General features: G+C 68.7%; 11 protein-coding genes. 5 read left to right on the top strand and 6 right to left on the bottom strand.

The window, feature by feature from the left end; translation table 11 throughout:
• Nucleotides 1-744: pilus assembly protein TadG-related protein (locus ABDK56_RS11860; protein WP_349808486.1), on the bottom strand; the 744-nt coding region annotated here is incomplete at its 3' end.
• A 160-nt stretch (nt 745-904) separates the two neighbouring features.
• Between ABDK56_RS11860 and ABDK56_RS11855 the strand changes: the two genes are divergently transcribed.
• Both ABDK56_RS11855 and ABDK56_RS11850 read left to right on the top strand, forming a co-directional pair.
• Nucleotides 905-2,128 carry a toxic anion resistance protein gene (locus tag ABDK56_RS11855; protein ID WP_349808485.1) on the top strand — a complete coding sequence of 408 codons (1,224 nt, stop codon included), beginning with the start codon at nt 905-907 and terminating at the stop codon, nt 2,126-2,128.
• Nucleotides 2,125-2,931, top strand: a complete 807-nt coding sequence (locus ABDK56_RS11850; RefSeq protein ID WP_349808484.1) for a hypothetical protein — start codon at nt 2,125-2,127, stop codon at nt 2,929-2,931. Before ABDK56_RS11855 ends, ABDK56_RS11850 begins: the two co-directional genes overlap by 4 nt.
• Here ABDK56_RS11850 and ABDK56_RS11845 read toward each other — a convergent pair.
• Genes ABDK56_RS11845 through pgi form a run of 4 tightly spaced genes read right to left on the bottom strand, consistent with a single transcriptional unit; the run spans nt 2,928 to nt 8,552 of the window.
• Nucleotides 2,928-4,118, bottom strand: a complete 1,191-nt coding sequence (locus tag ABDK56_RS11845; protein ID WP_349808483.1) for a CaiB/BaiF CoA transferase family protein — start codon at nt 4,116-4,118, stop codon at nt 2,928-2,930. The two genes, ABDK56_RS11850 and ABDK56_RS11845, sit on opposite strands and share 4 nt — an antisense overlap.
• Nucleotides 4,118-5,707 carry a phytoene desaturase family protein gene (locus ABDK56_RS11840; RefSeq protein ID WP_349808482.1) on the bottom strand — a complete coding sequence of 530 codons (1,590 nt, stop codon included), beginning with the start codon at nt 5,705-5,707 and terminating at the stop codon, nt 4,118-4,120. The genes ABDK56_RS11845 and ABDK56_RS11840 overlap by 1 nt, the downstream gene beginning before the upstream one ends.
• Entirely contained in the window at nt 5,704-7,044 is a 1,341-nt protein-coding gene (gene gorA / locus ABDK56_RS11835) for a glutathione-disulfide reductase (protein WP_349808481.1), read from the bottom strand. Before gorA ends, ABDK56_RS11840 begins: the two co-directional genes overlap by 4 nt.
• A complete protein-coding gene (gene pgi, locus ABDK56_RS11830) occupies nt 7,041-8,552 on the bottom strand; it encodes a glucose-6-phosphate isomerase (protein ID WP_349808480.1) in 1,512 nt (503 codons plus the stop codon). Before pgi ends, gorA begins: the two co-directional genes overlap by 4 nt.
• 80 nt (nt 8,553-8,632) lie before the next feature.
• Here pgi and lepB point away from each other — a divergent pair, with 80 nt between their 5' ends.
• The 3 genes from lepB to era are packed head-to-tail and all read left to right on the top strand — an operon-like array spanning nt 8,633 to nt 11,012.
• Nucleotides 8,633-9,463, top strand: a complete 831-nt coding sequence (gene lepB / locus ABDK56_RS11825; RefSeq protein ID WP_349808479.1) for a signal peptidase I — start codon at nt 8,633-8,635, stop codon at nt 9,461-9,463.
• The gene (gene rnc / locus ABDK56_RS11820) at nt 9,460-10,122 is read left to right on the top strand and encodes a ribonuclease III (protein ID WP_349808478.1); all 663 of its coding nucleotides are present in this window, start codon (nt 9,460-9,462) and stop codon (nt 10,120-10,122) included. Before lepB ends, rnc begins: the two co-directional genes overlap by 4 nt.
• Entirely contained in the window at nt 10,119-11,012 is an 894-nt protein-coding gene (era, locus tag ABDK56_RS11815; RefSeq protein WP_349808477.1) for a GTPase Era, read from the top strand. Before rnc ends, era begins: the two co-directional genes overlap by 4 nt.
• A 12-nt stretch (nt 11,013-11,024) precedes the next feature.
• On the opposite strand, the gene ABDK56_RS11810 is transcribed toward era, so the two are convergent.
• Nucleotides 11,025-11,747, bottom strand: coding sequence for a hypothetical protein (locus ABDK56_RS11810; protein ID WP_349808476.1), 723 nt, complete (start codon nt 11,745-11,747; stop codon nt 11,025-11,027).
• Nucleotides 11,748-11,759 lie beyond the last annotated feature (12 nt).

Here is an 11,759-nt window from a genome sequence, read left to right as displayed (position 1 = left end):
GTCGTCAAGCGTCGCCGCGCTCCCGGTCGCGCACTTCATGTCGCTGGGATCGACGTCGACCCCCGCGTAGGGATCCTGGATCGCGGTCGAATAGGGATAGTAGGCGGTCACGTGAAAGTTGTTCGACTGCTGGATGCCGCCGACGCCGCCGATCGACTTGGCGGTCACGTTCGAGCTCCCCTGCGCCACCGCAGAGTTGGCGTTCGCCGAGTCGCTGAACACCGGGCATTCGGGCATGTTGATCGTCGCGTTGCCGCTGAAGTTGACCGCATTCTTGTCGGTCGTGCTGAGCGCGAGCACGCAAGGATCGCCGAGCCCGACGCCCGCCGCGGTCGCGCTGGCGGTGATCGTCGGCGCGCTGGTGAGGAAGATCGAGCTGAAGGTCAGCGGCTGCTGGATCGCGAGCGTGACGCTCACCTGGTTGGCGGACACGCCGCTGTTCGCCGGATAGCTGAAGGTCGGATAGCCGCTCTTCAGCGCCATCCACACATGGTTGTTGAGCGTGAGGTCGCGGTTGACCGCATTCGAGACGTTGGTCGTCGCCCCGGCATTGGCGATGCGGTCGTAGACACCCGCGATCGCCGCCGAGTCGGCCGCGCGCTGAAGCTGTCTTTTCCACATCGTCCACTGGATCGTGTCGGTGGCCAGGCCCGCGGCGCCGACGATCAGCGGCAGGCAGGCCGCCGCGATCACCAACACGTTGCCGCGCGGGTCGTTGAACAGTCGCCTCAGGAAGCGGATCATCGAAAAACCTCGGTTGGCCATAGGGGTCAATTCGGCGCAATAGCCGCTTCAAGGTGAGCGAAGCGTTCAGAGGCTTGGTTAAGACGGCTTAAGCATCCCGCCCTTGCGAAGGGGCGTCTTAGACCTATAATACAGTCGAAGTATCTCTTGGAGCATGATCATGGCCGACGACACGCCGACCGCCCCCGTTGCCACCGCGACCGCGACCCGCATCAAGCTCGAGCCGCCCGAGGCGCTCCAGCCGGTCGCGATCCACGAGGCGGCGGGGCTCGTGCCGCTGAAGGATGCCGAGACCAGCCAGCTCGACGCCAAGGTCGCCGGCTTCGTCGACGAGCTCGCCGCGCTCGACAGCAACAGCCCCGAGTTCGGCAAGAAGGTCGACCTGCTGCCGGCGATGGGGCGCAAGGAAATCGCCGAGGCCGCGGGCGCGTCGAATCGCTTCCTCGACCGGCCGGTGAAGGCGATCGACAGCGACACCGGCATCGGCGCCGACCTGACCGAGCTTCGCCGCACGGTCGAGAGCCTCGATCCCAAGGAAGCAGGCAAGGGGATGACCGGCCGCAAATTCCTTGGGATCATCCCCTTCGGAAGCAAGATCAACAACTACTTCGACAAGTATCGCAGCAGCCAGACCCACATCTCGGCGATCCTCCAGCGGCTCGGCAACGGCAAGGACGAGCTGTTGATGGACAATGCCGCGATCGATACCGAGCGCGCGAACCTGTGGAAGACGATGCACAAGCTCGAGCAGATGATCCACATCTCCAAGACGCTCGACGCGAAGCTCGAGGACAAGGCGAACGAACTCGACGCGACTGACCCGGCCAAGGCCAAGGCGATCCGCGAGACCGCGCTGTTCTACACCCGCCAGCGGACCACCGACCTGCTTACCCAGATGGCGGTGACGGTGCAGGGCTATCTCGCGCTCGACCTCGTCAAGAAGAACAATGTCGAGCTGGTGAAGGGGGTCGACCGCGCCTCGACCACCACTGTCGCCGCGCTTCGCACCGCGGTCACGGTGGCGCAGGCGATGTCGAACCAGAAGCTGGTGCTTGAGCAGGTCAACGCGCTCAACACCACCACCGCGAGCATGATCGACACCACTGGCGCGCTCCTTAAGCAGCAGTCGGGCGCGATCCACGAGCAGGCGGCTTCTTCCACCATCCCGCTCGAGACGCTGCAGCGCGCGTTCCAGAACATCTATGACACGATGGACCAGATCGACGCGTTCAAGCTCGCCGCGCTGACCAACATGAAGCAGACCGTGACGACGCTCGGCAACGAGGTCGAGAAGTCGAAGGGCTATATCGCCCGCGCCGAGGGCGTCGCGCAGGCGCGGCTCGAATCGCACGCCTCGCCGTTCGAGGCGATCGAGGCCAAATGAACCCCACTGAACTCGGCCGGATCTTCGACAACGCCAATGCCGCGTTCGACGACGCGGGCAGAAGCCGCGCCAAGGTCGACGGACGGATCGCGCGCGCCGACGCGGTAATGCGCCAGCTCGACCAGCGCGACGGCTCGGTGCGCGACGCGGCGCGGCGCGAGCGGCAGCGGCTCAACGCCGGGCTTGGCACGGGGTTGAAGCGGATCGCGACCGGGCTCCTCGTTCTTGCCGGGCTGATGCTCGTGATCGGGCTGATCAAGCCGATCGGGATGATCGGCTTCTTCCTGTTCGTGCTCGCCGCGCTGGCGATGGCCGGCGTGGTCGCGGGCAGCACCATCCTCGGTCTCGGCAAGGCCAAGGCGCCCCCCGCCCCGACGTTGACGCCCGAGCTCAGCAACGCGCGGCTGATCGACGAATTCGACAGCTACCTGTTCCGCGTCCGCCACGCGCTTCCCGCCCCGGCGCAGGCCGAGGTCGACGCGATCCTCGCCCGACTTCCCGCGCTCAAGCCGGCGATGGACCGGCTGCCCCCGCTCGATCCGTCGGCGCAGGACGCGCGGCGGCTGATGGGCACCCATTTGCCCGGGCTGATCGACCGTTACCTGCGCGTCCCCGCCGAGCGCCGCGCAGTCGGCGACGGCGGCGATGCGTCGGTCGACCAGCGGCTGGCCGAAGCGCTCCATGCGGGGCGCGAGGCGCTCGGCGACGTGTGCGACCAGATCGCCGCGGGGGACGTCGCCGCGTTCGACACGCAGGGCCGCTTCATCAAGAGCAAGTACGGCGACAGCGAGGTCGAGGCCTAGCCGACGACCCCCGCCGCGCGCAGCCGCGCGAGTTCGTCGGGATCGCACCATTCGCCGAGCAAATCGCCGTCCGCCCCGAGCGCTGGGGGCGGGGTCGGCGCGTCCTGCCGCGCGCCGTCGATCCGCAGCGGCGAGCCGACCAACGGCACCCCGCCGACCTCGCGCTTCATTCCGCGATGCACCGCCTGCGGGTCGGCCAGCGCCTGCGTCACGCCGTTGATCGGCCCCGCCGGCACGCCCGCGGCCTCGAGCCGGTCGAGCCAATGCGCCGCCGGCTGGGTCGCGACCACCGTCTCGATCATCGGGACAAGCTCGCCGCGCGCCGCAACCCGCGCCGCATTGGTGGCGAACTTGGGATCGTCGGCCCATTCGGGGCGGCCGAGGATCGCCGCGAACTTGCGGAACTGGCGATCGTTGCCGACCGCGATGATGATCGACTGGTCGGCCGCCGCGAACGGCTGGTAGGGCACGATGTTGGGATGCCCCGCCCCCTGCCGCCCGGGGTCTTGCCCCGCCACCAGCGCGTTGGACGCCTGATTCGCCAGCATCGCCAGCTGCACGTCGAACAGCGCGAGGTCGATCGTCGCCCCCTCCCCGGTCCGCGCGCGCCGGATCAGCGCCGCCTGGATCGCGTTGGCGGCGTACATGCCGGTGAACAGGTCGGCGACCGCGACGCCCGCGCGCATCGGCCCGCCCCCCGGCTCGCCGTCGGGCAGCCCGGTCAGGCTCATCAGCCCGCCCATCGCCTGGATGATATAGTCGTAGCCCGCGCGCGCAGCGTAGGGCCCGTCCTGCCCGAAACCGGTGATCGAGGCGTAGACGAGGCGCGGGTTGGCGGCGCGCAGGCTTGCCGCGTCGAGCCCGAACCTGGCGAGCCCGCCAACCTTGAAATTCTCGACCAGCACGTCGGCGTCGGCCGCCATCCGCCGCACCAGCGCGGCGCCCGCTTCCGTCCCGAAATCGATCGCGACCGATCGCTTGCCGCGATTGGCGGCGAGGAAATAGGCCGCGACCCGCTCGTCGCCCTCGCCCCACCACGGCGGGCCCCAATGGCGCGTATCGTCACCCGCGCCGGGCTTTTCGACCTTGATCACCTCGGCGCCGAGGTCGGCGAGCAACTGCGTCGCCCACGGTCCCGCGAGCACGCGCGAAAGGTCGAGCACGCGAATGCCTTCGAGCGGCCTCATCACCCCGCGCGCCGCCAGCGCCGGTCGGCGAGCACCGCCTTGGCCGCGTTATGCCCCGGCGCGCCGGTCACCCCGCCGCCCGGATGCGCCCCCGACCCGCACAGGTAGAGCCCGGGCAGCGGCATCCGGTAGTCGGCCGCACCGATCATCGGCCGCGCGCTGAACAGCTGGTCCGACCCCATCTTGCCGTGGAAGATGTCGCCGCCGATCAGACCGAACCGCCGCTCGAGGTCGAGCGGCGAGTGGATCTGGCGCGCGATGACCGACTTGGCGAACCCCGGCGCGACCGCGTCGACGGTGGCGATCACCGCGTCGGCCGCCGCCTCGCGCTCGTCGTCCCAGCTTCGCCCGTCGGGGAGCTTGTAGCGGAAATGCTGGCAGAACAGGCTCGCGACCTGCCTGCCCTTGGGGGCAAGGCTCGGGTCGAGCGTGGTCGGGATCAGCATTTCGACCACCGGCTTTCGCGCCCAGCCGTTGGCGAGCGCGTCGGCATAGGCGGCCTCCATATAGGCCATCGACGGGGCGATGATGATCCCGGCGGTGAGGTGATCCCCGCGCCCCGGCAGCGACGTGAAGCTCGGCAGCTTGTCGAGCGCGACGTTCATCCGGAAGGTCGCGCTCTCGCACCCCCAGCGCGCGAAATGGTCGGCGGTGCGCGGTTCGACCGCGCCGCCCGGCACCAGCCTGGTGAACAGCAGCCGCGGGTTGACGTTGGCGATCACCTGCTTGGCCCGCCACGCCTTGCCGCCCGCGACAACCCCGACCGCGCGGCCCTTCTCGACCAGCACCTCGCTCACCGGCGAATTGAGGACGATGTCGACCCCGGCCTCGCGGCACGCCTTGGCCATCGCCTGGGTGATCGCGCCCATCCCCCCGATCGCATGGCCCCACGCGCCCGGCACGCCCGCCGCCTCGCCGAACAAGTGGTGGAGCAGGACGTAGGCGGTGCCCGGCGTGTAGGGCGAGGCGAAATTGCCGACGATGCCGTCGAACGCGAACAGCGCCTTGGCCATCTCGCCCTCGAAATAGCGGTCGAGAATGTCGCCCGCGCTCTTGGTCGCGAAGTCGTGAACGGTGCGGACCTCGTCCCTGCCGAGCCCGATCAGGTCCTTGCCGAGGCTCGCCAGCACCGGCAGCCCGCGCAGCCCCGCCCCCGACTGCGGCGGCGCGCGGAGCAGCCACTTGCGCACCAGCCGGACGACGATGTCGAGATCGGCATTGTAGCGGTCGTAGGCCGCGCCGTCGGCGGGATGGTGCCGCGCCAGTTCCGAGCGGGTCAGCCCGTCGCGCCCGCCGAGCAGGTAGCTCTTTCCCGGCCCGGGAAGGAAATTGTCGACCTTGCGAAGGACGACCTTCAATCCGTGGCGTTCGAGCTGGAGATCGCGGATCACCTGCGGCTGGAGCAGCGAGACGGTGTAGCTCGCCGCCGAGTTGCGGAAACCGGGATGGAATTCATCGGTCACCGCCGCCCCGCCGACCTTGTCGGCCGCCTCGAGCACGGTGACCTTCATCCCCTTTTTCGCGAGATAATAGGCGCAGGTCAGCCCGTTGTGGCCGCCGCCGATAATGACCGCGTCCTGTTCGCTCATCGCATCAGCACCAGTTCTTCGGCCATGCTCGGGTGGAGCGCGACGGTGCGGTCGAAGTCGGCCTTCTTGAGCCGCGCCTTCACCGCCACCGCCGCCGCCTGGAGGATTTCGGGCGCGTCGGGGCCGATCATGTGGATTCCGACCACCTCGTCGGTCGCCCCGTCGACCACCAGCTTGTAGAGCGAGCGCTCGTTGCGCCCCGCCAGCACATTCTTCATCGGCCGGAAGTCGGAGGTGAAGATCTTGACCTCGCCCAGCGTGTTGCGCGCCTGCCCCTCGGTCATCCCCACCCCGGCGAGCGGGGGATGCGAGAAGACCGCGTGGGGCACGCAGTCATAATCGACCGTCCACGGCTTGCCGCCGAACTCGCTGTCGGCGAAGGCGTGACCCTCGCGGATTGCGACGGGCGTGAGCTGGATCCGGTCGGTCACGTCGCCGACCGCGAAGATGCTCGGCACGCTGGTCCGGCTCTGGGTGTCGACCTTGATCTCGCCGCGCTCGCCCAAGGCGACCCCGACCTCGGCGAGCCCGAGCCCGTCGACATTGGGCTTGCGCCCGACGGCGAACAGGATCGCGTCGGTGGCGAGGTCGTCGCACCCGTCCATCTTCGCCAGCAGCGAGCCGTCGGCTTGCCGCTCGATCGACGAGAATTGCGAATTGAACCGGAAATCGATGCCCTTGGTCAGCGAGATCTGGACCAGCCGGTCGCGCAGCTGCTCGTCATAGCCGCGAAGCAGCACGTCGGTGCGGTTGACCAGCGTGACCTTGCTGCCGAACTCGTTGAAGATCCCCGCGAACTCGTTGGCGATATAACCGCCGCCCGCGATCACGATCCGCCGCGGCAGGCTTTCGAGGCCGAACACCTCGTTCGAGGTGATTGCATGCTCGGCGCCGGGCAGGTCGGGAACGAATGGCCGCGCGCCGGTCGCGACGAGGATCTTGTCCGCCGACACTTCGCGCCCGCTCGCCAACCGCACCGAAGTCGGCGAGGCGATCGTCGCGCGCTCGTGGATCAGCTCGACCTTGTGGGTGCTGAGCGTCTGGCCGTAGGCGCCCTCGAGCCGATCGACCTCGGCGGCGACATTGTCGCGCAGCACCGCCCAATCGAACCGCTTTTCGGGCACATCCCAGCCGAACATCGCCGCGTCATTGAGGTCCTCGGCGAAGTGCGCGCCGTAGACGAGCAGCTTCTTGGGGACGCATCCGCGGATGACGCAGGTGCCGCCGACGCGAAACTCCTCGGCCACCGCGACCCGTGCGCCGTGGCTCGCGGCGATCCGCGCCGCGCGTACCCCGCCGGAGCCCGCGCCGATCACGAACAGGTCATAGTCGCTCATAGCCCCGCCTTTTCGAGCAGCGCCTTGGTCGACGCGTCGAGCTTTTCGCGCCCTTCGGGATCGTCGAGCGACTTGGCCATTTCCTTGCCCAGCTCGACCCCGAACTGGTCGAACGGGTTGTTGCCCATGATCACCGCGTTGGCGAAGGTGCGATGCTCGTAGAAGGCGATCAGCGCGCCCAGGTGCCGCGGCTCGAGGCGGGGGAGAAGGATCGTCGTCGACGGCCGGTCGCCCGGATAATTGCGCGCTGCATCGTCGCTGTGCCGCCCCGCCATCAGCGCCGCGCCCTGCGCCAGCGCGTTGCCGAGCAGCATCTGGTGATGACGCTCGTCGACGCTGTCCGACTGCTCGATCACCGCGATGAATTCGACCGGCACGAGGTGTGTGCCCTGGTGGAGCAGCTGGAACACCGCGTGCTGCGCGTCGGTCCCGGTCCCGCCCCAGGTGATCGGCGCCGAGGGACGACCGAGCGGCCGGTTGTCGATCGAGGCCGACTTGCCGTTCGATTCCATCTCCAGCTGCTGGAGGTAGGACGGCAGCAGCCGAAGCCGCTCGTCGTAGGCGAATAGCGCGCGCGTCTCGCAGTGGCGGACCATCACATAATATTGGTCGGCGAACGCCGCGAGCAGCGCGATATTCGCCTCGCCCTCGGCCTTGCGGACATGGCGATCCATTTCCGCCGCGCCCTCGAGCATTTCCTCGAATGCCGCCCAGCCGAGCGCCATCGCGATCGACAGCCCGACCGACGACCACAGCGAATAGCGCCCGCCGACGCCCTCGCCGAACGGGAGTACGCGGGTCTCGTCGATCCCGAATTCGACCGCCTTGTCGGGCGCGGCGGTGCAGGCGACGAGCCGGCCGTAGGCATCCTCCACCCCGCCCTCGACCATCCACTCGATCGCGGTCTCGAGGTTGGTGATCGTCTCGGTGGTGGTGAAGGTCTTGCTGACCGCGACCACCAGCGTCCGCTTCGGGTCGAGCCCGGCGACCGCCGCGTCGAACCCCTCGCCGTCGATGTTCGACAGCACCCTGACCTCGAACCGGTCGGACTCGCGCCCGAGCGCGTCGATCATCAGGTCCGGGCCCAGCGCCGAGCCGCCGATGCCGATGTGGAGCACCGATTCGATCTCGCCGAACGCCCCGCCCTCGACCGCGTCGATGAACTCGCGCATCCGTCGGTGCCGCCGCCGCGCGAGGTCGTTGTCGTGCGCCGCGCCCTCGCCGCGCTCGGCGACATGGGTGGCTGGGCGGTCCTCGCTCGGGTTGACCACCTCGCCCGCGAACAGCGCGGCGCGGCGGGCATTGTAGTCGGCCTTCTTCGCCATCGCCTCGAACGCCGCCAGGCCAGCCTCGTCGAGGTGGGTCTTCGACCAGTCGAAGTGGATTCCGGCGACGTCGCGGGTCAGCTTGCCGACCCGCCCCTCGTCGCCGGCGAACAGCTCGGCAAGGGTGGGACGGGGAAGCGAATCGATCGTCTTCCAGTCGGCGGCGAGGTCGGGGGTCTGCATGTCGGGCGCTCTAGCGCAGCCGGCATCCGATTCGCCACCCGGCTTGACGCCCCGCCGCCCCTCGCCCACAGCCCGGCGCGATGAACGACGCCACCACCCCCGCGCCCGCGACGACCGCCGAGCCGCCCGCGAAGAAAAAGGACGGCTGGCGCGGCTGGCTCCAGGTCGCGCTGTTCGCCTGGATCCTGCGCTGCCTCGTCGTCGCGCCTTTCTCGATCCCCTCGGGCTCGATGCTGCCCAACATGTGGATCGGCGACTATCTGTTCGTGACCAAGTGGAACTACGGCTATTCGAAATACAGCTTCCTGTTCGATTTCCCCCCGATCAGCGGCCGCCTCTTCGCCCGGACGCCGACCCGCGGCGACATCATCGTGTTTCGCGGGCCCAACGGCGCCGACTGGGTGAAGCGCGCGATCGGCCTCCCCGGCGACCGCATCGCGGTGGTCAACGGCGCGGTCTTCCTCAACGGCCAGCCGCTGAAGCGCGAGGCCCTCGCCCCGGTCGCGCTTCCGGTCAGCCCGAACAGCCCGTGCGTCCCCGGCGAACTGTCGGTCCCCACGCTCAATCCCGACGGGACCGCCGCGTGCAAGGTTCCCGCCTACCGCGAGACGCTGCCCAACGGGGTCAGCTACCTGACGCTCAACAGCTCGGACGTCTCGCCGACCGACAATTTCGCCGAGGTCACCGTCCCCGCGGGTCACCTGTTCATGATGGGCGACGATCGCGACGACAGCGCCGACAGCCGCGTTCCGGTCGCCGAGGGGGGGCTGGGCTTCGTCCCCGAAGACAATCTGATCGGCAAGGCGACGATCCGTTTCTGGTCGACCGACGGCTCGTCGAGCTGGTTCAACCCGATCAGCTGGTTCAGCGCGCTTCGCGCCAACCGCATCGGCGGCAGCTACAACAGTTGAGCGACGAGGCCGCCTTCCTCGCCCGCCTGTTCGGCGCGCTTCCCGCCGACCCCGCCCCCTACCGCCGCGCGCTGACCCACGGCAGCGCGGCGCGCGAAAGCTACGAGCGGCTCGAGTTTCTCGGCGACCGGGTGCTCGGGCTGGCGATCGCCCGGCTGCTTTACGAGCGCTTCCCCGACGAGGAAGAAGGCAAGATGAGCCGCCGCTACAATGCGCTGGTCGATCGCGAGACCTGCGCCGAGGTCGGCCGCGCGCTCGGCCTGCCGCCGATGATCCGGCTCGGCCGGCAGGCGCGCGAGGACAATGCCAGCCTCAGCGACAATGTCGTCGGCGACGTGGTCGAGGCGCTGCTCGGCGCGCTCTACCTCGATCGCGGGCACGACGCGGCGCAGGATTTCGTGCGCACCCACTGGGCACCGTTCGTGGACGGGCAGAAGCGCGCCCCGGTGCATCCCAAGTCGGGTCTTCAGGAGCTCGCCGCCGCGCGCAACCTCGGGGTCCCCGCCTACGAACTGGTCGGGCGCAGCGGCCCGCACCATGCCCCGACCTTCCGCGTCCGGGTCAGCCTGAGGAGCCACGGCGAGGCCGAGGCCGAGGGCGCGTCGAAACAAGAGGCCGAGACCGCCGCCGCCGCCGCGCTGCTGGAGAAATTGTCATGACCACCCGCTGCGGAGTCGTCGCGGTGCTCGGCGCGCCTAACGCGGGCAAGTCGACGCTGGTCAATGCGCTGGTCGGGCAGAAGGTCGCGATCGTGTCGGCCAAGGCGCAGACCACGCGCGCCCGGCTGATGGGCATCGCGCTGGCGGACGAGGCGCAGATGCTGCTGCTCGACACGCCGGGCATCTTCGCCCCCGGCCGCCGGCTCGACCGGGCGATGGTCAAGGCGGCATGGGAAGGCGCCGAGGATGCCGACCGCCTGCTGGTGGTGATCGATTCGGCGGCGAAGACCGGCGGCAAGGTCGCGCAGCTGGTCGACGGGCTCGCCGAGCGGCGCGAGCCGAAGATCCTCGTCCTCAACAAGGTCGATCTTGCCGACAAGAACGCGCTACTCGCGCTCGCCACCGACTTCCACGCCCGATTGAAGCCTGAGGCGGTGTTCATGGTCTCCGCCGCGACCGGCGACGGGGTCGCCGATTTGAAGGCGCACCTCGCAGCGGCGATGCCCGAGGGCCCGTGGCATTTTCCCGAGGACCAGCTGACCGACGCGACCGACCGGATGGTCGCGGCCGAGCTGACCCGCGAGCAGCTCTATCTCCAGCTCCATGCGGAGCTGCCCTATTCGGCGGCGGTCGTTACCGAAAAATGGGAGGAGCGCCCCGACGGGTCGGCCGCGATCCACCAGCAGATATTGATCGAGCGCGACAGCCAGAAAGGCATCGTCGTCGGCAAGGGCGGCGCGCGGCTGAAAGCGATCGGCAGCGCCGCGCGCGAGGCGATCGCCGAGCATCTCGGCCGCAAGGTCCACCTCTACCTCCACGTCAAGGTCGCCCCCAAGTGGAGCGAGGACCGCGGGCTTTACGAGGACATCGGTCTCGACTGGGCCGATTGACGCCCGACATTCCTAAATATCGTCGATCGCGGTTTGTAGCGCCTTAAGCTGATCCGAAGACGGGTTCATCGGCAGGCACACGGTTCCATCGACGTCGTCCTGGAATTCGTCGGTGGCCGGTTTGAGGCCGAGCTTTGCAGCCGGCCCGGCAACGGAAAGCATATCGAGTCTGATGATGAGATCGGCGGCGCGGGCATCCTGGATCGCGCCGCGAAGTCGGGACCGTTCGGCGCCGTCGAGCGAAGCCGTCGACGAGGCGAGCGAGCGGAGTTGCGCCCAGTCGTAGATTTCGCGCGTGTTTGCCGTGTTGAAATCGTCGAACGATTTGTAAATCTCGTCGATCAGCGAACGGTCTTTGTTCGAGAGCAGGACCAGCCGGCCGGCCGATTGCTCGGATAGAAAGCGGTCTTTCCCCAGCAAGGGCGCATAGGGCCGCCCGATCAGGGTCGGACGAAGCGGCTTCGCCCCGCGCGCGTCCTCATCGAGCCAATGCTCGACCTCGGCGAGTCGGCGCGCCCCGCACGCCTCGCTGTGTTGACGCTTGGCGAGGTGAGCAAGTCCCAGCCTGATTTCAGCACCAAGCACCTGACGGGTTTCCTCGCGCCTTTCGCGATCGTTGAAGTCGCTGAGGACCTGCCCGGCCCATAGGGCGATGAGGACGCCGACCACCACGACGCCGACTTCCCAAACCAGCGCGGACCAGCCGTGCGGCGGCCCTTTGAATATGTCGGCCATCGCTCCCCCTGC

This window comes from Sphingomonas sp. ASV193 (assembly GCF_040203355.1).
In the GTDB taxonomy this organism is placed as follows: domain Bacteria; phylum Pseudomonadota; class Alphaproteobacteria; order Sphingomonadales; family Sphingomonadaceae; genus Sphingomicrobium.
Note: the sequence above shows the minus strand (reverse complement) of the source record. Positions and strands in the feature narration are given on the sequence as shown.